The following is a 23,759-nucleotide window of genomic DNA, read 5'->3' as shown; positions in this document are numbered from 1 at the left end:
CGAGCACCTTATCCGGCCTACAGGCATTACCCGGCAGCCGCGTACAGGTCGATAATCTGTGCCTGCGTGGCGGTGCGTGGGTTACTGCGAATACAAATATCCTCCAGCGCGGCGTGAGCCCATGCGCTGTAATGCTCGGGTTTTGCTCCCACGTCTGAGAGTCGTTTGGTTTGGCCCACTTCGCTAATCAGCTCGCTGACAGCGTTGATGGCATCGCGATCGTCCGACTTCTTGTTGGTTAACGCCCGTCCGATATGGCTGAAGCGCTCACGACACACCAGGCGGTTGAACCCCATTACCGTCGGCAGCAGCATGGCGTTAGCCTGTCCATGCGGGATGTGCAGCGCAGCGCCCGGCTGGTGCGCCATCGCGTGACACAGACCCAGCCCCGCACTGGAAAACGCCATCCCGGCCATACAGGAAGCCAGCAGCATACTTTCCCGCGCCGCCAGATCCTGACCGTAGCCGACGGCCTTCGGCAGCGATTTACCGATCATCGCAATCGCGCCAATCGCCAGGCTGTCGGTAAACGGCGTCGCGTTCAGCGCGCTATACGCTTCAACAGCGTGCGTCAGCGCATCGATCCCGGTCATCGCCGTGACGTGTGCGGGCACACCTTCCGTCAGCGCGGCGTCAAGGATCGCCACATCCGGCATCAGTGTTGCGTGGGCCAGCACTTGTTTGAGTCCAGTCGCGGCGTCGATAATCACCGTGACGTTAGTGGTTTCTGAGCCCGTTCCGGCGGTAGTCGGTACGGCAATCAGCGGCAGACGTGGGCGTAACGTGCTGCGCTCGTCCATGTCAGCCAGCGTCTGGGTGGGGTTGGTCACCAGCAACGCCACTGCCTTTGCGGCATCCAGTACGGAACCGCCGCCGAAGGCCACTACGCCATCGCACTTCGATTCACGCATTTGCGCGACCGCTGCGCAGACGTCCGTAATGCACGGTTCGCCCACCGGACATGGCCACAGCGTCATCGCCACGCCCTTCATCGCCAGACTACGCTCCAGTGCGGCGGTCATCCCTGCCTGATGCAGGAAGCTGTCAACCATGACGAACATATGCGTCAGTCCGCGCGTTTGTGCTTCCTGTCCGCAGGTACTGAGCGCTCCCAGTCCACATAACGTAACCGGTGGAACGCTAAACGTTTTTACGCGTTGCAGATTCAGGGTATCGAATGCCTGAAAGAGCGCGGTCTGCAATTCAGCTTGCATAGATTCCTTCCGCTTTTTCTTTTCCGCTATTTGCAATCGCCAGCGGGGTCATAAACAGGCTGTGCTGGGGTAAATGCACCTGCAGTTCCGGGAAACGCTTACGAAACAGTTCATCAACGCCCGGCTGCATACAGGAGCCACCGGCCAGCCACAAGTCAATGACGCCCTGTCCTGCTATATGGTGAGCCACGATCTCCGCCATCTTTTCGTAGACCGGCTTAACCACTGGCCAGATTTCTTTGCCGTTGCTGCGCTTGTACTGCTCGGCTTCCTCCAACTGGATGCGGCGGTTCCCGGCCAGCGTCAGAGAAATATGGTGCCCACCGGTCGCTTCATCGGCGGAATAAGTCACTTTGCCCTGCTTCACAATGGCTATCCCGGTGGTGCCGCCACCGATATCCACCACGCCAGCGTTATCGAGCTGCAACAGGTCCGCCACGGCGGTCGGTTCGTCGAGTACATGACTTACTTCAAGCCCGGCAGACTCCAGCACGTTGATCGAAATTCGCGGGTCCGTTCCCGGTGGAAACGAGGTTGCCGCATGGGTAAAACGGCAACCCAGCTGTTGTTCGAGCGTATCGAGATGGCGACGAACGATGGTCACCGCACCGAAGAAATCCCAGACGATGCCATCGCGCACGACATCGGCCCAGTCCAGGCAAACCGCAACCGGCTGCCCGTCGCTGTCGACAACCATCGACACCACATCACACGTTCCCAAATCCACGCCCAGCCACAGCGGTGAATCGCTCGCAGCAGGCGTCTGGTTACATAGCGTTGCCGCTTTGAGCAGCCTGGGTGTCAGCCAACGTTGTTCGTCGTGCGCCATCTCTTTTACTCCTTATACAATTCTGAAGGCGTCCACCAACACGCAGCGACGCAGACGCACAAACGTACGCGCGCTGGTCACCCCTTCCCCGGTTGGCGTGGTAATGGTCATCGTGGTCCAGCCTTCGCCGCCGAGCCCAAGACCGGCAATACACGGTCCGTTCTTGACGAAAATGCTGGTATCAATGGCGTTTGCCATACGGTTCATGTTGTCGATATTGCGCGAGTGCATCGCCGCCGTATGGTGGCAGCCGCCTTCAAGCTTGACCGCCAGTTCGATGGCTTCATCAACGTTGGCGACTCGCACAACCGGCAGAACCGGCATCATCAGTTCGGTGACGGCAAACGGATGCGTCGCTGAGGTTTCGACGAATAACAGCCGGGTTTGATCCGGTACGTTCAGACCAATCGCCGCAGCGATTTTTCCTGCATCGCGGCCTACCCAGTCACGACTGACCGTGCCTTTACCGCGCTCATCGATATTTTTCAGCAGCACCGGCTGCAACTGGTCGGCCTGAGCCGCAGTCAGTTTCACCGCATGCTGGCTTTCCATCAGACGCATCAGTTCATCAGCGACGCTATCGACCACGATCAGCACTTTTTCGTCGGCGCAGATGATGTTGTTGTCAAACGAAGCGCCTTTAACGATCGACTGCGCCGCGCGGGCCAGGTCGGCCGTTTCATCAACCACCACTGGCGGATTACCCGCACCAGCAGCAATCAGACGTTTGTTGGTGTGCTTACGCGCGGCGTCTACTACGGCTTCACCACCGGTCACCACCAGCAGGCCGATACCTGGGTACTTGAACAGACGCTGCGCAGTCTCGATATCCGGGTTGGCAACCGTCACCAACAGGTTTGCCGGACCACCTGCAGCAACCACCGCCTGGTTAAGCAGGGTGATAGCGCGCTGAGAGACTTTTTTCGCCGCCGGATGCGGTGCGAAGACCACGCTGTTACCAGCGGCAATCAGGCTGATAGCGTTGTTAATGACGGTTGCGGCCGGGTTGGTGGATGGGGTTACCGAGGCCACCACGCCCCACGGCGCATTTTCAATCAGCGTCAGGCCGTTATCGCCGGTCAGGACCTGTGGAGACAGGCATTCCACCCCCGGCGTGCCGCGCGCCTGCGCCACGTTTTTGGCAAATTTATCTTCAACGCGTCCCATGCCGGTTTCTGTGACGGCAAGTTCCGCTAATTCTCTGGCGTGCTTTTCGCCCGCCTCACGTAGAGCCGTGATAGCCAGTTGGCGCATGGCAACGCTTTTCAGCCCCTGCTGGGCCAGTTTTGCTGCCGCCACTGCGTCATCCAGGGAGGCAAAAACGCCCATTTCTTGAACGGCACTGACCGGTTGGCTGCTGTCTTTCATTTTCAGCAGCACCGCTTTCACGACCTGTTCAATATCCTGTTGATTCATGATTTTCTGCCTTATTTATGGAAGATCACCTGACCACCTGCCACCACTTCATCGACAATGCCAATCACGCACAGATCGACAGGTGATGATTCATTCCGGTGCGCCTGACGGGCTGAGCTTCCGCTGACCAGCAGCACCCACTCTCCGGTTCCCGCCCCGATGCTGTCGATCGCAACAGCACATTGCCCGTCGGGATTTCCCTGGGCGTCAATCATTTCCACCATCAGCAACTTGTCGTGCGCGAGCCCCTGATGGCGTACGGTACAAACAATTTGTCCTGTGACGATTGCCAGTTTCATACGCGCCTCCGTGGCATATTTCAGGTAAAACCTCCCCCTACCCTCCGCAGAAGGTAATGTGAAAAGGAGAGAGGGTGACGCCAGCAATGAAGTCTGTGGCGTCACATGGACGACTTACATGTCGTTGCTGTCGCCTTTAAAGCTGATCGGGAACACTTCTTCCAGATCGCCATGCGGACGCGGGATCACGTGTACGGAAACCAGCTCACCGATACGCTGCGCAGCTGCAGCACCAGCATCCGTTGCCGCTTTACATGCCGCTACGTCGCCACGGACCATGGCAGTGACCAGACCGCCACCGATTTGCTTCACGCCAACCAGTTTCACGCGTGCCGCTTTAACCATTGCGTCAGAAGCCTCAATCAGTGCAACCAGGCCCCGGGTTTCAATCATTCCTAATGCTTCCATTGTGTTTTCCTCTCATTAAGGGGTCCAGAACGGGACCTATACATACACTTCATCCTTCACACAGCCTCTTTGTTGGCTGCGTTTGCTCACCTCAGTCACTTACTTAAGTAAGCTCCTGAGGTTCCCGCACTTGCCGCCTCGACGCTGCGCGAATGATTTTGTGTATTAACCAGTGTGTGCGAGGCGTTTTCACGACTCACGTCAGTCTGGCGCGGCACTGCTGCCACCAACGCCAGTTCGATAATTTCCTGTACGCTACAGCCGCGAGAAAGGTCATGAAGCGGTGCGGCCAGCCCTTGAATCAACGGACCAACTGCGCGATACCCTCCCAGACGCTGAGCGATTTTGTAGCCAATATTGCCTGCCTCCAGCGACGGGAAGACCATCACATTGGCATTGCCCTTTAACGGACTGGCGGGCGCTTTTTGCGCGGCGACCTCCGGAACAAAGGCGGCATCAAATTGCAGTTCCCCATCCACGATAAGCTGTGGAGCTCGCTCACGGACGATCTCGGTCGCCTGCTGCACGTTAGCGACGTTGGGATGGCGAGCGCTGCCATTACTTGAAAACGACAGCATGGCCACGCGCGGCTCTTCACCTGTGATCGCCTGCCATGTCTGCGCGCTGGCAATCGCAATATCCGCAAGCTGTGCGGCGGTGGGCTGCGGCACGACGCTGCAATCGGCAAACCCTAATGACGGCCCGAGGTACTGCGGCAGCATCAGGAAGATAGACGACAGCGTTTTACAGCCCGGCTGTAGCCCAATAATGCGCAACCCGGCGCGAAGCACGTTTGCCGTCGATGACAGATTGCCCGCAATACAAACGTCTGCTTTGCCCGCGCTGACCATTGCCGCGGCGAACATCAGCGGATCGTTGAGTTTTTCCAGCGCATCCGCAGGCGTTTTATCTCCCGCGCGGGCCAGCCAGCGCAGCGCAAATTCTTCGCGCATTGGCAGGTTGCTTTGCGGATCGATAACCTGAATGCCATCCATTGCCACCCGATGGCTGAGGGCAAACTGACGCAGCGCAAACGGGCTGGCGACGAGAATGGGATGTGCCAGACCATGCTGGTGCAGGTAATTAGCAGCCTTCAGCACCCGAACATCCAGCGCATCCGGGAACACCACCCGTGCAGGTGAGCGCTGGGCGAGTTGACGAGCACGTTCAATGATCATGGCTTCTCCCCCAGTCGCTGTTGAATTTGGCTAACCGTTAGCGGATGCTTCGCCACGCTCAGAATCATCATCACGTAGACCGTACTGGAAAGGCGGTTGAGCGCCTGCATGATGTCCGGTCGCATAACTTCAAAACTACGAGTGATGAAAACCTGGGCCGCCACCGTCTCCGTTTCTCGGACTTTAGTACGTAGCAGATTAAGCAACGCGCAATCACGTCCGTGGCTGGCCTCAGGCACCAGATGGTCGTGGTCCAGATAGCGCAGCGGCTGATGCGAAAGCCGGTGTAAATCTTCGTCACTTAAACCGACGATAGCTTGTGCTGCCAGCGGCTCACCCATAGCGTCGGCGCGCATAATGTTGCCCAGGCGCGAACGGATATCCGCCAGCCACGGCTGCCACGGTTGCGCCAGCTCTATCTGCAACCACACGGCCAGCGCGATGGTGCTGTCCAGCGCGGCGCGAAATCCCAGGCGCGGATCGCTTTTGGCGACCATCTTGTCCGCCGTCAGATGCGTCAGCGTGTCTGGTTTCTTCACAACCGGTTGATGACACAGTTCGCAGCTGGCCTGTGGATGCGTATCGCTGCTGGTTAAGCCATGCACCGGCTGCGGCTGCTGTTCTTCGTCATCAATAAACAAGCTACCCTGCTCGTCAATAAACTTAATGCGCAGATGTCGGCTTTCCAGTAATTCCCGGGCAGACGGCGTCAGGCGAGCGTCAGCGGGGAGATGAATTTCAGCCCCTTCGCTGAGCGTATGATTCTCTCTGAGCCATGCTTCGGTAATGAAATCCTTCATACATCCGCCTTAGCAGGACTGCCAGTTCGCAGGCCAGGCTACATACAGAAACTTCACCGTTGATGGCGTGCCAAATTCGATGCTGGAACCTTTCGGGATAAACATCACATCCCCGGCTTTAGCAATCATGGTTTCGCCTTCGTGACGAACGTGCAGCTCGCCTTCCAGAATCATGTCGATTTCGTCGTAGTTCAGCGTCCATGGGAAAAAAGCGTTATCCCACTGCATGAACCCGGCTGCCATACTGCTACCATCCTGGTCGGTCACCAGGTCGGTTAAACCTACGCAGTGCGGCTGTGCGCCGTCAAAACGACCAAACTTCACGCTGCTGCCGTCGATGACTTTGACACCGCCTTTGCCGGTTACCGAGTTAAAGCTCGGCTGCATTCCGCCTTGCTCCAGCGACTGTTTCTCCTTCATGACTTTATCCATCAGTTGGGCGACCAGGCTTTCGGTAAACTGCCCTTCCGGTAACTGCGCAATAATGGTTTCGCGAATACGTTGGCTTTCCGTTTTGCCATCATCCACCGACGCCGGTGCAGCAGCGGCAGCAGTTGGCGCGGATTCATCGCATTCGCTGATGGTGACGCCCAGCAGCTCCGCAACTTCGCGCGCCTCCGGGGTGATGATGCTGGCGCGCAGAACAACCGACATTTCCTGTTCGCCGCGTGCGTGGGCCGCACGAATATCGTTAGCTGTGATGAGTTTTTTCACCTGCCCTTTCCTCCTTTTGGCTGAGCTCAGTCAGATAATCCACCAGGTGCTGCACGCTGCGCGGGTCATGGCTATTGAGCTCAAAAATCGGCTCCTGAAACCCCATCCCGCGAAGTAGTTGTCGCGTTGCGGCGACGTCGGCATCCGGCATGTCCGTTTTGCTGATAACGGCGATTTGTCGTTTACTGGCGCCGATATCCAACAGCCCGGCAGGTAAGCGACTTTCTTTATCATTTGCCGCGTGTATATAAATCAACGTATCGACATCCTGCAGCGTGGTAATTAAGGCGTGATACCAGCGCGGATGGCTGAAATATTCCCCTGGCGTGTCGATATCGCCATTTTCATTAAACTCCACGGCCTGAGTTTTTCTGGCGAGGGAATAATTCCCCTGTAGCGCATTAAAGAGCGTTGTTTTCCCCGCCCCCACCGTACCGACAAACGCAATACGTTTCATCGCCGCCTCTGATTAACTTTTTGTCAGATTGCACAAAGTGAAATTTAATAACCGACCCAGACCGCTTACCGTCTGTAATAACGCTTCCTCTACCGCGCCTACTGAGCCGTAGATAACCAGCGCACCGCTGAATCTATCGAGAAAGCCGATATGTACATCTGCCGCCTTCATGGCTAAATCACCGGCAATCATCGCGGTTTCACCTGGCGTCAGCGTCATGATGCCGATGGCACCCGCTTCGGGAACGCCGATCTTTTTCGCCAGTTCTTCGCCGGGGTGCGCAATGAGATGCGCCAGCGTGACCTGTTTCCCCGGCACAAATTCCTGAATAATGCGTTCTTTTTCCATTGCTCACCGCCTCCTCTAAAACTGCCCTCATCGTGGCAATTTTTTGTCAGAGTAAATAACAAAATTCGGCAACCAGGTTTAAAAGGTGAAGTGGATCACTAAGAAAGGGAAAATAAAAAGGCGCGAGAGAAACCCGCGCCGGAAATAAATTAAAGTGAAATTACAGCGGCTGCGTTTGGGCTTCTACGACCGCCAGCGCCACCATATTAACGATACGACGAACAGAGGCGATCGGCGTTAATACGTGAACCGGTTTTGCAACCCCCATCAGCACGGGGCCAACCGTAACGCCTTCAGAACTGGAAACGCGTAGTAAGTTGTAACTAATACGGGCAGCTTCCATATTCGGCATCACCAGAATATTCGCTGAGCCTTTCAGCGGACTGTCCGGCATACGGTCATTACGGATGCTTTCCACCAGCGCGGCGTCGCCGTGCATTTCGCCGTCAATCATCAACTCTGGCGCACGCGCCTTAATCAGCTCCAGCGCATCGCGCATTTTGCTGGCCGATGGACAGTCAGATGAACCAAAGTTGGAGTGGGACAGCAGCGCCACCCTCGGTTCGATACCAAAGCGACGTACGGTTTCTGCCGCCATCACGGCGATTTCAGCCAGTTGCTCCGGCGTAGGGTCATCGTTGACGTAGGTATCGGCGATAAAGGTGTTACCGCTTGGCAACAGCAAGGCGTTCATCGCCCCGGCAGTATGCACGCCATCGCGATGACCAAACACCTCTTTCACCACGCTGAAGTGTTCATGGTAGTCGCCAATCGTACCGCAGATCATCGCATCCGCTTCGCCGCGCTGCACCATGATCGCGCCGATCACCGTAGTATTGGCAATCACCGCGCGCTGCGCCTGCTCCTGGGTAATCCCACGGCGTTTCATAATCTGATAGTACTCGCTCCAGTACTCTTTGAAGCGCGGATCGGACTCGTTGTTGACGATTTCAAAATCGACGCCCGCTTTGATCTGCAAACCCAGTTTCTGGATACGCATTTCGATAACGCTCGGACGACCGATCAGGATCGGCTTCGCCAGACCTAACGTGATCAGCTCCTGGGTGGCATGCAGCACACGCGCCTCTTCCCCTTCCGTCAGCACCACTCGCTTCGGCGCTTTGCGTGCCAGGGAGAAAATCGGTTTCATAAACAGGTTGGTTTTGTAGACGAATTCGCTCAGCTTATCGATGTACGCATCAAAGTCGGCAATCGGACGCGTTGCCACACCGGAGTCCATCGCCGCCTTCGCCACCGCAGGGGCTATTTTGACGATCAGACGCGGGTCGAAAGGTTTCGGAATGATGTATTCCGGGCCGAAGCTCAGGTCCTGATCGCCATAAGCAGAGGCCACCACCTCGCTCTGTTCGGCGTGCGCCAACTCAGCAATGGCATGTACCGCAGCCAGTTTCATCTCTTCGTTGATGGCGGTAGCGCCGACATCCAGCGCGCCGCGGAAGATGAACGGGAAGCACAGGACGTTGTTAACCTGGTTCGGGTAGTCAGAACGACCGGTGCAAATGATGGCGTCGGAACGCACCTCTTTTGCCAGCGGCGGCAGGATTTCCGGTTCCGGGTTGGCGAGCGCCAGGATCATTGGCGCACGCGCCATCTTCTTAACCATTTCCTGGGTCAGCACTTTCGGACCGGAGCAACCGAGGAAAATATCTGCGCCGTCAATCACATCATCCAGCGTACGCTTACCGTCATCTACCACCGCATAAGCCGCTTTGGTTTCCGCCATGTTCGGTTCGCGGTCTTTGTAAATCACGCCTTTGGAGTCGCAGACCACAATATTGTGCTTCAGCATCCCGAGCGCCACCAGCAGATTCATACAGGCAATCGCCGCTGCGCCTGCGCCAGACACCACCATGCGCACGTCAGAGATATTTTTCTCAACCACCCGCAGACCGTTCAGAATAGCGGCAGTACTGATGATTGCCGTACCGTGTTGATCATCGTGGAAGACCGGAATATTCATGCGCTCGCGCAGTTTTTGCTCAATGTAGAAGCACTCCGGGGCTTTAATATCTTCGAGGTTAATGCCGCCAAACGTGGGTTCCAGGGCCGCAACCACATTGATAAATTTATCCGGATCGAGCTCATCCACTTCGATGTCGAAAACATCAATCCCGGCGAATTTCTTAAACAGAACGCCTTTGCCTTCCATTACCGGCTTACCGGCCAGCGCGCCAATGTTGCCGAGGCCCAGCACCGCTGTACCGTTAGAAATAACCGCAACCAGGTTGCCGCGCGCGGTATATTTGTAGGCGGCCAGCGGGTCTTTCTCAATTTCCAGACACGGTGCAGCCACGCCCGGCGAGTAGGCCAGCGCCAGATCGCGCTGCGTTACCAGAGGCTTGGTCGGAGAAACCTGGATTTTACCGGGTACCGGAAACTCGTGGAAATCGAGGGCGCTTTGTTTTAACTGGTCATCCATCTTGTTGTTCCTTTCACGTATCTATCAAAAAAAGTGGCGCGGGTAACCATTCTACTGAGCCGCACATTATCACCCCAGTCAACGGCACAAACTTTGAAGGTCCCCAAACTCTCACCATTCAAAGAAAGAATTTGTTATCAATTTATAACAGCCATGTTACCTGCTTAATCCAGCAATACCATGCTTGTCTGCTATGCTTTTTGCTGACAACGCCCGCAATTTTCCCAAAAGTGTGAATCACAACACGCATCTAACACTTTACTTTTCAAGGAGTATTTCCTATGACCCGTAAAGAGCTTGCCAATGCCATTCGTGCGCTAAGTATGGATGCCGTCCAAAAAGCTAACTCCGGCCACCCTGGAGCACCAATGGGGATGGCCGATATCGCTGAAGTGCTATGGAACGATTTTCTGCGCCATAACCCGACCGATCCTACCTGGTACGATCGTGACCGGTTTATTTTGTCCAATGGCCACGCCTCAATGCTGCTTTACAGCCTGCTGCATCTTTCCGGCTATGACCTGCCGCTCGACGAGTTAAAGAATTTCCGCCAGCTCCATTCGAAGACGCCAGGACACCCGGAAATTGGCTACACGCCGGGAGTGGAAACCACCACCGGCCCGCTGGGCCAGGGTTTAGCCAACGCGGTTGGCCTGGCGATTGCCGAACGCACGCTTGCAGCGCAGTTTAACCAGCCGGATCATGAAATTGTCAGCCATTTTACCTACGTATTCATGGGCGATGGCTGTCTGATGGAGGGAATTTCTCACGAAGCGTGCTCGCTGGCGGGCACCCTGGGACTGGGTAAACTCATTGGCTTTTACGATCACAACGGCATCTCGATTGATGGCGAAACCGACGGCTGGTTTACCGACGATACCGCGAAACGCTTTGAGGCCTATCACTGGCATGTGGTGCATGAGATTGACGGTCATGACCCTGAGGCGGTGAAAAAAGCGATTCAGGAAGCGCAGTCTGTTACCGATAAGCCGTCGCTGATTATCTGCCGCACGGTAATTGGTTTTGGTTCGCCGAACAAAGCCGGGAAAGAGGAAGCGCACGGCGCAGCGCTGGGCGAAGAAGAAGTGGCGCTGACCCGGCAGAAGCTGGGATGGCATCATCCTGCTTTTGAAATCCCCAAAGAGATTTACCGGGCGTGGGACGCACGCGAGAAAGGCGAAAAAGCGCAACAGGGCTGGAATGAGAAATTCGCGGCGTATCGACAAGCGCATCCGGAGCTAGCGGCAGAGTTTACCCGCCGGATGAGCGGCGGACTGCCGAAGGAGTGGGAAGCAACAACGCAGAAATATATTACCGAGCTGCAGGCCAATCCGGCCAAAATCGCCACCCGTAAGGCCTCGCAAAATACCCTTAACGCCTACGGGCCGATACTACCTGAGCTGCTTGGCGGCTCTGCGGATCTGGCGCCCAGCAATCTGACTATCTGGAAAGGCTCCACTTCTCTTAAAGAGGATCATGCAGGAAATTACATTCACTACGGCGTGCGGGAATTTGGCATGACCGCGATTGCCAACGGTATCGCACACCACGGGGGCTTCGTACCGTACACCGCAACGTTCCTGATGTTTGTTGAATACGCCCGTAATGCTGCGCGCATGGCGGCGCTGATGAAAGCCCGACAAATTATGGTTTATACCCACGACTCGATTGGTCTGGGGGAAGATGGTCCTACGCACCAGGCCGTTGAACAGCTCGCCAGCCTGCGTCTGACGCCTAATTTCAGCACCTGGCGGCCGTGCGATCAGGTTGAGGCGGCGGTAGGCTGGAAGCTGGCGGTCGAACGCCATGACGGGCCCACGGCGCTGATCCTCTCGAGGCAGAATCTGGCGCAGGTTGAACGCACGCCTGAGCAGGTACAGCAAATTGCCCGCGGTGGCTATGTGCTGAAGGATGGCGGTGGTAAGCCGGATGTTATTCTCATTGCTACCGGTTCAGAAATGGAAATCACGCTGCTGGCGGCGGAAAAACTGACCGGCGAAGGTCGTAACGTGCGGGTGGTTTCTCTGCCCTCAACCGATATCTTCGACGCCCAGGATGAGGCGTACCGGGAGTCGGTCTTGCCGGCAAACGTCAGCGCGCGCGTGGCGGTAGAGGCTGGAATTGCCGACTACTGGTACAAATATGTTGGACTGAAAGGGGCGATTGTCGGCATGACGGGTTATGGGGAGTCAGCACCGGCGGACAAGTTGTTCCCATTCTTCGGCTTTACGGTGGATAACATCGTCGACAAAGCGCACAAGGTGCTTAACGCGTGATCCACAGCGTGGGCCAGGCATCTGGCCCATGCCAGTTATCACAGCTAGGCTCCTGGGCGTAGCGCACCAGGCGAAACCGCTGTCCATCATAGCGCCAGCGGGTCTGGATACCGCAATCTGCCATCCCTCGTCCTTTGGCGAGGGTTACCAGCTCCCGCGACTTCTCGTCAAACGTGGCGTTGGTCAACTCCATATCGCGACTTTCCGCATCCGTTTTAAAAGGCAGGCTCAGGCGTACCGCGCGTGAAGTCATAGGGTTAGTGCGTGAAACCACCCACGCCAGATCGATGGTGTTATACGCCCCGGCCTCACAGCCAATCATCAGCAGCGCTTTATCATCCGTCAGGGCCGTAACGCGCATCTCGCGCCGCAGCGGATCGATCGAGCAGCGAATACCGTTGATCCGCCAGTTACCGTAGTCCAGCAGTTCACTGCGCTCTTGTTGTGTGAGGGGGGTTGGCGTTGGGTTAATGACCGCTACGCCTTTCAGTGCGGGGGCCGGAGGAACGCTGAGCGGAGGCTCGTCGCCTTTTTCGATCCATGCGGTTTCGCTACCGACCCGTTTTTGTTGGGCGTCGATAAACAGCAGCGCGGCTTTTAGCCCATCCAGTGACAGGGTTTGCGTCCCTTTTTGCAGGGTTATCGCCTTCGCGTCCTGTACGGTTTGTAAAAAGGCGCTGATGGTCGCCGGATCGTCGGTCATCAGTTGCCGGGGAGTAATACGCCAGTGTTCGCCGCGAAGCGAGAGCGGCGCGCCATCCAGGAGCAGACGCGGCGCAATATCGCTCTCTTTGACAGTGGATGTTTCCAACCCACCCAGTTCAATACGCAACACGGCGTCGGTATGCGCCCCGGCGCTGCGGCTTAAGGTCATGACCAGGCCGTGATGTTCACCGGTATTGCGCGCCACGCAAAAGTTTTGGTTATTGCACGTTACCTGCCAGTCAGAAAACGCTTGCTGAGCGGGTGCAGCCCACAGCAAACGGACGGGTAGCAACCCGAGCAGGAAAAGCAAAATAACGCGATAGCGCATGGACGGTACAACCCCGAAGTCAAAACACACAGCCTAAGCGGTATCTTCCTTGCGCGACTGATGTGGCTCAATAAGAATCGTCGGATTGGCCGAAAATTTGTAAAGAAATATAAATCCCGTGCATTAATCCATGAGATGCGACGACTGCAAATAGTTCAGTAAAAGCACCGTTTTACCGTCACGGATCTCACCCGTTTTAATCATTTCCAGCGCCTGTGTGAACGGTAGCTCCAGAACCTCAATATCTTCATCTTCCACACCGCCGCCGGCGTTTGCCCGCTGACTGTCGCTGTATTGCGCGATAAAGAAATGGATCAGCTCCGTTACGCCGCCCGGCGACATGTAGAGTTCGAACAGTTTACGCACTTCACCCACTTCATAGCCGGTCTCTTCAATCGCCTCTTTACGAATACACGCTTCCGGTTCGTCGTTATCCAGTAGCCCGGCGCAGGTTTCAATCAGTTGGCCGTCTTCGTTACCGTTGACCCAGGTGGCGACACGAAACTGGCGGATTAACACCACCGTTTTCTTCTCCGGGTTATACAGCAGGATAGTAGCGCCGTTACCGCGATCGTAAACCTCGCGCTTATGACGAATCACCTCCCCAGTGCTACGGGTCAGGTCATAGGTGATATTGCGCAGGATGAAGTAGTTATCGGAGAGGACTTTATCTTTGATGAGGGTAATTTTTTGCGACATACCGGCTCCACAGCAAGAAGTGAGAAATAATACTACGCCGTGAAACCGGGTTTGTCTTGGAACAATGTAGGCCTGATAAGCAAAGCGCCATCAGGCATGCATGCGGCACATTGCCGGATGGCAACGCTAACGCGTTTTATCCGGCCTACTCGCCGATTAATGAGATTTGACTGATTTTACGCCCAGCCAGTCGACTATCCCCTGGGCAGCATGCCGTCCTTCCGCCATGGCCGTCACCACCAGGTCCGCACCGCGTACCGCGTCGCCACCGGCAAAGATTTTCGGATTACTGGTTTGATATCGGTATGCGCTTTCAACATCGGCAGCAATGCGCCCCCAGTGATCGACCTTAACGCCATGCGCCTCCAGCCACGGCATGCCGTGCGGGTGAAAGCCAAACGCCATGATCACCGCATCTGCGGGCATGACAAACTCACTCCCGGCGATGGGAACCGGGCGTCGGCGGCCCTGCGCATCCGGCTCGCCAAGCTGTGTACGTAAAAAACGCACGCCGCTGACTCGCCCATCGGCATGCAACACCAGCTCAACCGGCTGGACGTTAAACTCGAAGTTTGCTCCTTCTTCCCGAGCGTTCTTCACCTCTTTTTTCGAACCGGGCATATTGGCTTCATCACGACGATAGGCGCAGGTCACCTGGCTTGCGCCATGGCGCAATGCGGTACGCACGCAGTCCATTGCCGTATCGCCTCCGCCCAGTACCACCACGTTCAGTCCGGCAGTATCGATAAACGGTTCTTCGGGCAGTTCATCCAGCCCCATCACCTGCTTAGTGTTGGCGATCAGGAACGGCAGCGCATCATATACGCCAGACGCGTCTTCATTCGGCAGATCCGCCTTCATGGAACGATAGGTTCCTACGCCCACGAACACGGCATCGTAATCCTCCAGCAGCGTTTCAAGCGCGACATCCTTACCTACTTCACAGTTCAGTTCGAAATGAATACCCATGGCGCTGAAGATTTCACGGCGGCGCGCCAGCAGCGATTTGTCCAGCTTGAAGGCCGGAATGCCGAACGTCAGCAAACCGCCGATTTCAGGATGGCGATCGTACACGGTGGCGCTGATACCGCTGCGCGCCAGCACATCGGCGCAGGCCAGACCCGCCGGGCCTGCGCCGATGATAGCAACCCGCTTGTCCACTTTCTGCACGTGGCTTAAGTCCGGTCGCCATCCTTTGCTCAGGGCACGATCGGAGATGTAACGCTCAATATTACCGATAGTCACCGCGCCATGTTCGCTACGTACCGTGCATGCTCCTTCGCAAAGCCGGTCCTGTGGACACACGCGACCGGTCACTTCCGGCAGGCAGTTAGTCTGGTGAGAAAGCTCAACCGCCGCATCGATGTTCCCGGCTTTGACCAGTTCAATCCACTGAGGAATATGGTTATGCAGTGGGCAGGTCCATTCGCAAATACTGTGGTCGCCGCATTTCAGGCAGCGGGATGCTTCCCGTTCCGCCTGCGCCGTACGAAACGGCAAATAGATCTCTTCAAAGCTGGTTTTACGGGCCTCAATCGCCAGCTTATCCGGCTCGCCCCGCGCAGGCGTCGCCTGCATTTGCTCACGTTTGGTGATGACATGTGGAACAAAATCGGTAGCGCTGGCATGCCATGGCTGGCTTTCCAGACTAGCGGTACGCAGCCTGCGCGCTTTTGACAGGCCGGTAAGCGAATTTTCCGTCACCAGCTGTAACGCCTGTGCCGGACAGTTCTCGACGCAGGCAGGTCCCTGTTCGCGTCCCTGACACAAATCACATTTGTGCGCGGTGGCTTTCACCTTCCCTTTGGCTACGGGAGTGAGTACGATCTGCATCGTGCCGAAAGGACAGGCTACAACGCATGATTTACAGCCAATGCACTTTTGCGGATTCACCTGCACGCTGTCGTTATCATGGCTGATTGCCCCGTTCGGGCAACTTCTGGCGCAGGGCGCATCTTCACAGTGGTGGCAGGTCACTGCGCTACGCTGCTGCTGATGTTTAATGACGGTAATTCGGGGCTGGAAATGCCTCTGGCTCAGGACATGCTGCTCGTCGTTGTGAGCCATGACGCAGGCGACCTCACAGGCATGGCATCCCAGGCACTGCTGGCTATTGACCATAATAAAACGATTCATGGCTTCCTTCTTTTTTGGTTGCAAAAACCTTATTCTTTATAAGAGTGTTATTAACCGACACGGAAGGAAGCGGCAATGTTCATTTGCCCAGGAAGCACAACTATTTATCCAGAACCTGTGGCAGATCAATTTATTTCATCGCATATGAAATTGTGTTTCAGTTACCATCCAGTTTCATGGCGTTTTATTAACATTTATCAAATACACCGCATCGTTCAGGCTGTTTTAAGGCGCGACGTGTATTGTGTGAGGATGCACAAGTGACGGTAAAGCGTCCGGTCTCGGCCAGTCTGGCTAAAGCTTTTTTCTACATCGTGCTGTTGTCGATTCTCTCAACGGGTATTGCGTTGCTCACGCTGACCAGCAGCTTGCGCGATGCCGAAGCCATCAACGTTGCTGGCTCATTGCGCATGCAAAGTTATCGTCTGGGTTACGATCTACAAAGCCAAAGCCCACAGCTCAACGCTCACCGCCAGCTTTTTCAGCAGGCGCTAAACTCACCGGCGCTTCAGAACCTGAACGCGTGGTATGTGCCACAAGCGGTAAAAATCCGCTATGGACGTCTGCATGCTAACTGGCTGGAAATGAACGCCCGTCTGATTGATGGCGATTTAAAATGGTACCAGGCCAATATCAATAGCTATGTCGATCAAATCGATCTCTTTGTGCTGGCGCTGCAGCATTATGCCGAACGCAAAGTGATGCTGGTTTTTGGAATTTCACTGGCGGGTGGGATCGGCATATTCACTCTCGTCTTCTTTACCTTGCGGCGAATTCGCCAGCAGGTGGTGCGTCCGCTGAATAAGCTGGTGATGGCCAGCCAGCACATCGAACACGGGCAGTTTGATATCCCGCCGCTGGATACCGGTTTGCCCAACGAACTTGGGTTGCTGGGTAAAACCTTCAGCCAGATGTCGAGTGAATTACACAAACTGTACCGCTCGCTGGAAGCTTCGGTCGCTGAGAAGACCCACGATCTCCACGAAGCCAACCGCCGTCTGGAGGTGTTGTATCAGTGTTCCCAGGCATTAAATACCAGTCAGATTGACGTACACTGTTTCCGCCATATTTTACAGATTGTCCGCGAGCATGACGCCGCGTATTTCCTGGAACTCACCGTCGGCGATAACTGGCGGATTAGCGAAGGGACTAAAAGTCCTGAGTTACCAATGCAGATCCTGCCAGTCACCATGCAGGAAACCGTTTACGGGGAACTGCACTGGCAAAGTCCCAACGTCAACGCTTCCACTCCGCTGCTCAACAGCGTCTCCTCAATGCTGGGACGCGGGTTGTACTTCAACCAGGCGCAAAAACATTTTCAGCAGTTGTTGTTAATGGAGGAGCGGGCGACGATTGCACGCGAGCTGCACGACTCGCTGGCGCAGGTGCTCTCTTATTTACGTATTCAGCTCACGCTGTTGAAGCGCTCGATCCCGGAAGATAACGCCCCGGCGCAAAGCATTATGGCGGATTTCTCCCAGGCGCTGAACGATGCCTACCGCCAGTTGCGCGAACTGCTCACCACCTTCCGCCTGACTTTACAGCAGGCCGATCTTCCCTCAGCCCTGCATGAAATGCTGGAAACGCTGCAAAATCAGACCTCGGCTAAACTGACGCTGGATTGCCGATTGCCGACGCTGGCGCTGGACGCGCAAATGCAGGTGCATCTGCTGCAGATCGTCCGTGAAGCGGTGTTGAACGCGATTAAGCATGCCAACGCAACCGAAATTGCCGTCAGTTGCGTAACAGCACCCGATGGTAATCATACGGTTTATATCCGCGATAACGGCATCGGCATTGGCGAGCCGCATGAGCCTACGGGGCACTATGGGTTAAATATTATGCGCGAGCGGGCGGAAAGGCTGAGCGGCACGCTGACCTTCTCTCAACCCTCCGGAGGGGGGACGCTGGTGAGTATCAGTTTTCGTTCAGCAGAATCCGACGGTGAACTAACGTAAAGAACCGCAAAGTGCCGTCGGGGCTGGATCCAGGCCTGACGGCGTTGGCACAAAAGGTATGCTGTAAACGGGCATGATAATTTACATTATCTTCTTTTTTTCTCCACGTTTGACCCGTACCTTGCCGCTAAAGTGAAGCAAGTCATACCCATAACGATACGCAGAAACACGAGGTCCCCTTTTAATGGCGAATTTTTTCATCGATCGCCCCATTTTTGCCTGGGTGTTAGCTATCCTGTTGTGCCTGACAGGAGCCCTGGCTATTTTTTCGCTGCCCGTTGAGCAATATCCCGATCTGGCGCCGCCAAACGTGCGGATAACCGCGAACTACCCTGGCGCATCCGCACAAACGCTGGAAAACACCGTCACCCAGGTTATCGAGCAGAACATGACCGGTCTCGATAATCTGATGTATATGTCATCGCAGAGCAGTGGGACAGGCCAGGCATCGGTTACGCTGAGCTTCGTCGCCGGAACCGATCCTGACGAGGCCGTCCAGCAGGTGCAAAACCAGCTACAGTCGGCAATGCGTAAGCTTCCGCAGGCGGTACAGGATCAGGGGGTCACGGTGCGTAAGACCGGGGACACCAATATTCTGACCATCGCCTTCGTCTCCACCGATGGTTCAATGGATAAGCAGGACATCGCTGACTACGTCGCCAGTAATATCCAGGATCCGCTCAGCCGTATAAACGGCGTGGGCGATATTGATGCTTACGGTTCACAATATTCCATGCGAATCTGGCTCGACCCGGCCAAACTCAACAGCTTTCAAATGACCGCCAAAGATGTGACCGACGCTATCGAGTCACAGAATGCGCAGATTGCCGTCGGACAGCTTGGCGGTACACCTTCGGTGGACAAGCAGGCGCTAAATGCAACAATCAACGCCCAGTCTTTGCTGCAGACTCCGGATGAATTCCGCGCGATTACGCTACGCGTCAACCAGGATGGCTCAGAAGTTAAACTGGGCGATGTGGCGACGGTCGAAATGGGCGCTGAAAAGTATGACTACCTCAGCCGCTTCAACGGCAACCCGGCTTCCGGTCTGGGGGTAAAACTGGCCTCCGGCGCTAATGAAATGGCAACGGCGGAGCTGGTTATCGACCGCCTGAACGAGCTTTCGCAGTATTTTCCGCACGGGCTGGAGTACAAGGTAGCGTATGAAACCACCTCCTTTGTCAAAGCCTCAATTATCGACGTGGTGAAAACGCTGCTGGAAGCGATCGCGCTGGTATTCCTCGTGATGTACCTGTTCCTGCAAAACTTCCGCGCCACGCTGATTCCTACCATCGCCGTTCCCGTGGTCCTGATGGGCACCTTCTCGGTGCTCTACGCCTTTGGCTACAGCGTTAACACCCTGACGATGTTTGCAATGGTGCTGGCGATCGGTCTGCTGGTCGATGACGCCATTGTGGTGGTGGAAAACGTCGAGCGTATAATGAGCGAGGAAGGCCTTTCGCCGCGGGAAGCGACGCGGAAATCGATGGGTCAAATCCAGGGCGCGCTGGTCGGTATCGCGATGGTACTGTCGGCGGTGTTTATCCCAATGGCCTTCTTCGGCGGCACCACCGGGGCTATTTACCGCCAGTTCTCGATAACCATCGTCTCCGCGATGGTGCTGTCTGTTCTGGTGGCGATGATCCTCACCCCTGCCCTGTGCGCCACCCTGCTCAAACCGCTGCATAAGGGCGAACATCACGGGCAAACCGGTTTCTTTGGCTGGTTTAACCGCATGTTTAATCGCAACGCCGAACGCTATGAAAAAGGCGTCGCCAGGATCCTGCACCGCAGCCTGCGCTGGATACTGATCTACGGCCTGCTGCTTGGCGGTATGGTTTTCCTGTTTCTGCGCCTGCCAACCTCCTTCCTGCCCCTGGAAGACCGCGGCATGTTTACAACCTCGGTGCAGTTGCCCAGCGGCTCCACGCAGCAACAAACATTGAAAGTGGTTGAGGAGGTGGAGAAGTATTACTTCACCCATGAGAAAGACAACATTACGTCAGTCTTTTCCACGGTCGGCTCCGGCCCTGGCGGGAACGGTCAAAACGTGGCACGTATGTTTGTCCGCTTAAAAGACTGGGATGAGCGCGACACCACGACCGGAACCTCTTTCGCCATCATTGAACGTGCGACCAAAGCCTTTAACAAGATTAAAGAAGCCCGCGTCTTCGCCAGCAGCCCTCCAGCTATCAGCGGCCTCGGAAGCTCTGCCGGTTTCGATATGGAGCTGCAGGATCACGCCGGTGCGGGCCATGATGCGTTAATGGCCGCGCGAGACAAGCTTATCGAACTGGCCGGGAAAGACGCCTCCCTGACCCGCGTTCGTCATAATGGTCTGGACGACAGCCCGCAGTTGCAAATTGATATCGATCAGCGCAAAGCCCAGGCACTGGGCGTTTCCATTGATGATATCAACGACACATTGCAAACGGCCTGGGGCTCCAGCTACGTCAATGACTTTATGGACCGGGGGCGCGTGAAGAAGGTTTACGTGCAGGCGGCGGCAAAATATCGCATGCTTCCGGACGACATCAACCTGTGGTATGTCCGCAACAATAGCGGCGGCATGGTGCCTTTCTCGGCCTTTGCCACGTCGCGCTGGGAAACAGGTTCACCGCGTCTGGAACGCTATAACGGCTACTCTGCCGTCGAGATTGTCGGCGAAGCCGCGCCGGGCGTCAGTACCGGTACGGCAATGGACATAATGGAATCGCTGGTGCGCCAGTTGCCGACCGGATTCGGCCTCGAATGGACTGCGATGTCCTATCAGGAACGGCTGTCAGGTTCTCAGGCTCCCGCCCTGTACGCCATTTCTCTGCTGGTGGTATTCCTGTGTCTGGCGGCTCTGTACGAAAGTTGGTCGGTTCCCTTCTCCGTCATGCTGGTGGTGCCGCTGGGGGTCATTGGCGCGCTGCTCGCCACCTGGATGCGCGGCCTGGAAAACGACGTGTACTTCCAGGTTGGGTTACTCACCGTTATCGGTCTTTCGGCGAAGAACGCGATATTGATTGTTGAATTCGCCAATGAAATGAACGAGAAAGGACACGACTTGCTCGACGCCACCCTGCATGCCTGTCGCCAACGCTTACGACCAATTCTGATGACGTCGCTGGCGTTTATCTTTGGGGTGCTGCCGATGACCATCAGCAGTGGCGCAGGTTCCGGTGGTCAACATGCGGTGGGGACGGGCGTAATGGGCGGGATGATTTCAGCCACTATCCTGGCGATTTACTTCGTTCCTCTGTTCTTTGTGCTGGTGCGCAGACGCTTCCCGTTGAAGCCACGCCCAGAATAATCGGACACAAAAAAGGCGACTTACGTTGAGTCGCCTTTTTTTATCCTTTGCAGGATATGAATTTCTTCCAGAAAATTATTTACGAAGCATCACTTCGATAAAGTCTTTCCAGTTCCCCAGTTCACGTTCAATCATAACAACCTCTCTTATTATTATGGGCATTCTACGAAATCATCATCTTTAAAAGAAGGCAATTTAACCGATGGTTGTGATTACTTCCTCCAGTGCTGGGGTATATGTAATCACTATGCGCTAAACCCATAAATTTTATGTGACTTACTGCAATATTTTGAAATATTCATACATCATCTACTACTTTGTCAATTCTGATGGAAAAACAGGCTGATGCAAACAGGCAAATTCTGATTTTCAGTTTCCCGCGAGTTTTGGAACTTTCAGGAATCATTATTCACCATTCAACAACAATGTTATATTTTTCTATAACGATTCGATGACAATATGTATTATTCATAGTTATAGAATACGAGAATAAATATTCAATTTATGTCAATAAGGATTCAAATGATTACCCTCTACGGCATTAAGAATTGCGACACGATTAAAAAGGCCAGACGCTGGCTCGAAGACAATGGGGTCGAATACCGCTTTCATGATTATCGCGTCGACGGCCTGGACAATGCGCTATTGCACTCTTTTATTAACGAATTAGGCTGGGAGCCATTGCTCAATACGCGTGGAACCACCTGGCGTAAACTGGATGAAGCTACACGCAGTAAAATCACAGATGCCTCCTCTGCCGCCGCGTTGATGATTGAAATGCCAGCAATTATCAAACGCCCATTGCTCTGCGCGCCGGGTAAGCCTATGCTGCTTGGTTTCAGTGAATCCAGTTATACTCTGTTTTTTAATGAGGTGTAGTCTATGTCGTGCCCGGTTATTGAGCTGACACAGCAGCTTATTCGCCGTCCTTCCCTGAGCCCGGATGATGCCGGGTGCCAGGCGTTAATGATTGAACGCCTGCGCGCGGTAGGTTTTACCGTTGAGCGTATGGATTTTGGTGACACACAGAATTTTTGGGCATGGCGCGGTAAAGGTGAGACTCTGGCATTTGCCGGTCACACTGACGTAGTGCCTGCCGGCGATGTTGATCGTTGGATTAACCCCCCGTTCGAACCGACCATTCGCGATGGCATGTTGTTCGGGCGTGGCGCAGCGGATATGAAAGGTTCGCTGGCGGCGATGGTCGTGGCCGCAGAGCGTTTTGTTGCCCAGCATCCAAACCATCAGGGTCGTCTGGCGTTTTTGATAACGTCCGACGAGGAAGCCAGCGCTAAAAACGGCACCGTGAAGGTAGTTGAAGCGCTGATGGCGCGTAATGAGCGACTGGATTATTGTCTGGTTGGCGAGCCGTCCAGTACGGAGATCGTTGGCGACGTGGTGAAAAATGGACGTCGTGGTTCACTGACCTGCAACCTAACCATTCACGGTGTGCAGGGCCACGTAGCCTATCCGCATCTGGCCGATAACCCGGTACACCGCGCGGCGCCAATGCTCAACGAACTGGTGGCGATTGAGTGGGATCAGGGTAACGAATTCTTCCCGGCGACCAGCATGCAGATTGCCAATATTCAGGCAGGTACCGGCAGCAACAACGTTATCCCCGGCGAACTGTTTATCCAGTTCAACTTCCGTTTCAGCACTGAGCTGACCGATGAGATGATTAAAGCACGGGTTCACGCGCTGTTGGAGAAACATCAGCTCCGTTATACCGTCGACTGGTGGCTTTCCGGTCAGCCTTTCCTGACAGAACGCGGTAAACTGGTTGATGCGGTGGTGAACGCCATTGAGCACTATAATGAGATTAAACCGCAGTTACTGACTACAGGCGGGACGTCCGACGGGCGTTTTATTGCTCGCATGGGGGCGCAGGTAGTAGAACTTGGGCCGGTCAACGCCACTATTCATAAAATTAATGAATGTGTTAATGCCGCCGACCTGCAGCTGCTTGCCCGAATGTATCAACGTATCATGGAACAACTCGTCGCCTGATGAGTGTTCCTGTAAGAGGAAATGAGCATGGATTGGCTGGCAAAGTACTGGTGGATTCTGGTGTTGGTGTTTTTGGTAGGCGTACTGCTGAACGTGATTAAAGATCTCAAGCGCGTCGACCACAAGAAATTTCTTGCGAATAAGCCGGAACTTCCCCCGCATCGTGACTTTAACGATAAATGGGATGACGACGACGATTGGCCGAATAAGGATCAACCGAAGAAATAATTTGTAGGCCGGATAACA

General features: G+C 55.1%; 20 protein-coding genes and 1 pseudogene. 6 read left to right on the top strand and 15 right to left on the bottom strand.

The genetic code is table 11. The features are described from left to right. Positions 1-26: 26 nt before the first annotated feature. The 11 genes and pseudogenes from eutG to maeB form a co-directional block, all read right to left on the bottom strand. Entirely contained in the window at positions 27-1,214 is a 1,188-nt protein-coding gene (gene eutG / locus OGV80_RS21050) for an ethanolamine utilization ethanol dehydrogenase EutG (RefSeq protein ID WP_286515706.1), read from the bottom strand. Then, positions 1,204-2,043, bottom strand: a complete 840-nt coding sequence (gene eutJ / locus OGV80_RS21045; protein WP_199994334.1) for an ethanolamine utilization protein EutJ — start codon at positions 2,041-2,043, stop codon at positions 1,204-1,206. The genes eutG and eutJ overlap by 11 nt, the downstream gene beginning before the upstream one ends. A gap of 12 nt (positions 2,044-2,055) precedes the next feature. Then, positions 2,056-3,459 (bottom strand): aldehyde dehydrogenase family protein, encoded by a 1,404-nt coding sequence (locus OGV80_RS21040; RefSeq protein ID WP_043017152.1) that lies wholly within the window; start codon positions 3,457-3,459, stop codon positions 2,056-2,058. Between the two features lie 11 nt (positions 3,460-3,470). Then, positions 3,471-3,758 (bottom strand): ethanolamine utilization microcompartment protein EutN, encoded by a 288-nt coding sequence (gene eutN, locus OGV80_RS21035; RefSeq protein WP_003038011.1) that lies wholly within the window; start codon positions 3,756-3,758, stop codon positions 3,471-3,473. A 114-nt stretch (positions 3,759-3,872) separates the two neighbouring features. Further along, positions 3,873-4,166: an ethanolamine utilization microcompartment protein EutM gene (gene eutM / locus OGV80_RS21030; RefSeq protein WP_003835054.1), complete on the bottom strand. Its 294-nt coding sequence runs from the start codon at positions 4,164-4,166 to the stop codon at positions 3,873-3,875. A 167-nt stretch (positions 4,167-4,333) separates the two neighbouring features. Further along, positions 4,334-5,344, bottom strand: a pseudogene (gene pta, locus OGV80_RS21025) (phosphate acetyltransferase); the annotation flags it as partial. Next, positions 5,341-6,144, bottom strand: a complete 804-nt coding sequence (eutT, locus tag OGV80_RS21020; protein WP_286515703.1) for an ethanolamine utilization cob(I)yrinic acid a,c-diamide adenosyltransferase EutT — start codon at positions 6,142-6,144, stop codon at positions 5,341-5,343. The gene eutT and the pseudogene pta, both read right to left, overlap by 4 nt. A gap of 9 nt (positions 6,145-6,153) precedes the next feature. After that, positions 6,154-6,858 (bottom strand): ethanolamine utilization acetate kinase EutQ, encoded by a 705-nt coding sequence (eutQ, locus tag OGV80_RS21015; protein WP_286515701.1) that lies wholly within the window; start codon positions 6,856-6,858, stop codon positions 6,154-6,156. After that, positions 6,836-7,315, bottom strand: coding sequence for an ethanolamine utilization acetate kinase EutP (gene eutP, locus OGV80_RS21010; RefSeq protein WP_003037998.1), 480 nt, complete (start codon positions 7,313-7,315; stop codon positions 6,836-6,838). Before eutP ends, eutQ begins: the two co-directional genes overlap by 23 nt. Positions 7,316-7,327: 12 nt before the next feature. After that, the gene (eutS, locus tag OGV80_RS21005; protein ID WP_003037995.1) at positions 7,328-7,663 is read right to left on the bottom strand and encodes an ethanolamine utilization microcompartment protein EutS; all 336 of its coding nucleotides are present in this window, start codon (positions 7,661-7,663) and stop codon (positions 7,328-7,330) included. A gap of 160 nt (positions 7,664-7,823) precedes the next feature. Then, complete coding sequence (gene maeB / locus OGV80_RS21000; protein WP_286515699.1) at positions 7,824-10,103, bottom strand: NADP-dependent oxaloacetate-decarboxylating malate dehydrogenase; 2,280 nt, start codon at positions 10,101-10,103, stop codon at positions 7,824-7,826. 281 nt (positions 10,104-10,384) lie between these two features. On the opposite strand from maeB, the gene tkt reads away from it, so the two are divergent. Further along, positions 10,385-12,379, top strand: a complete 1,995-nt coding sequence (gene tkt, locus OGV80_RS20995) for a transketolase (RefSeq protein ID WP_286515697.1) — start codon at positions 10,385-10,387, stop codon at positions 12,377-12,379. On the opposite strand, the gene OGV80_RS20990 is transcribed toward tkt, so the two are convergent. The 3 genes from OGV80_RS20990 to aegA form a co-directional block, all read right to left on the bottom strand. After that, positions 12,369-13,412, bottom strand: a complete 1,044-nt coding sequence (locus tag OGV80_RS20990; RefSeq protein WP_075146368.1) for a DUF1176 domain-containing protein — start codon at positions 13,410-13,412, stop codon at positions 12,369-12,371. The genes tkt and OGV80_RS20990 overlap by 11 nt on opposite strands. Positions 13,413-13,535: 123 nt before the next feature. Then, on the bottom strand, positions 13,536-14,111 hold the full coding sequence (gene nudK / locus OGV80_RS20985; RefSeq protein ID WP_087052461.1) for a GDP-mannose pyrophosphatase NudK: 576 nt from the start codon (positions 14,109-14,111) through the stop codon (positions 13,536-13,538). A gap of 156 nt (positions 14,112-14,267) precedes the next feature. Next, positions 14,268-16,247: a formate-dependent uric acid utilization protein AegA gene (gene aegA / locus OGV80_RS20980; protein ID WP_286515694.1), complete on the bottom strand. Its 1,980-nt coding sequence runs from the start codon at positions 16,245-16,247 to the stop codon at positions 14,268-14,270. A 260-nt stretch (positions 16,248-16,507) separates the two neighbouring features. On the opposite strand from aegA, the gene narQ reads away from it, so the two are divergent. Continuing rightward, positions 16,508-18,205: a nitrate/nitrite two-component system sensor histidine kinase NarQ gene (gene narQ, locus OGV80_RS20975; RefSeq protein ID WP_286515692.1), complete on the top strand. Its 1,698-nt coding sequence runs from the start codon at positions 16,508-16,510 to the stop codon at positions 18,203-18,205. A gap of 184 nt (positions 18,206-18,389) precedes the next feature. Next, positions 18,390-21,503 (top strand): multidrug efflux RND transporter permease AcrD, encoded by a 3,114-nt coding sequence (acrD, locus tag OGV80_RS20970; protein ID WP_043017160.1) that lies wholly within the window; start codon positions 18,390-18,392, stop codon positions 21,501-21,503. Positions 21,504-21,578: 75 nt separating this feature from the next. Here the strand turns inward: acrD and ypfM are convergent, their stop codons facing one another. Next, a complete protein-coding gene (gene ypfM / locus OGV80_RS20965) occupies positions 21,579-21,638 on the bottom strand; it encodes a protein YpfM (RefSeq protein ID WP_001386977.1) in 60 nt (19 codons plus the stop codon). A gap of 387 nt (positions 21,639-22,025) precedes the next feature. On the opposite strand from ypfM, the gene OGV80_RS20960 reads away from it, so the two are divergent. Genes OGV80_RS20960 through OGV80_RS20950 form a run of 3 tightly spaced genes read left to right on the top strand, consistent with a single transcriptional unit; the run spans position 22,026 to position 23,741 of the window. Further along, positions 22,026-22,382 carry an ArsC family reductase gene (locus tag OGV80_RS20960; RefSeq protein ID WP_075145835.1) on the top strand — a complete coding sequence of 119 codons (357 nt, stop codon included), beginning with the start codon at positions 22,026-22,028 and terminating at the stop codon, positions 22,380-22,382. Positions 22,383-22,385: 3 nt separating this feature from the next. After that, entirely contained in the window at positions 22,386-23,513 is a 1,128-nt protein-coding gene (gene dapE, locus OGV80_RS20955) for a succinyl-diaminopimelate desuccinylase (RefSeq protein ID WP_003037976.1), read from the top strand. Between the two features lie 27 nt (positions 23,514-23,540). Further along, positions 23,541-23,741, top strand: coding sequence for a YpfN family protein (locus tag OGV80_RS20950; protein ID WP_003835080.1), 201 nt, complete (start codon positions 23,541-23,543; stop codon positions 23,739-23,741). The last annotated feature ends 18 nt before the right edge of the window (positions 23,742-23,759 follow it).

The organism is Citrobacter sp. Ce119 (assembly GCF_030334525.1).
In the GTDB taxonomy this organism is placed as follows: Bacteria; Pseudomonadota; Gammaproteobacteria; order Enterobacterales; family Enterobacteriaceae; genus Citrobacter; species Citrobacter europaeus.
This window is presented reverse-complemented; position numbering and strand designations above follow the sequence as displayed.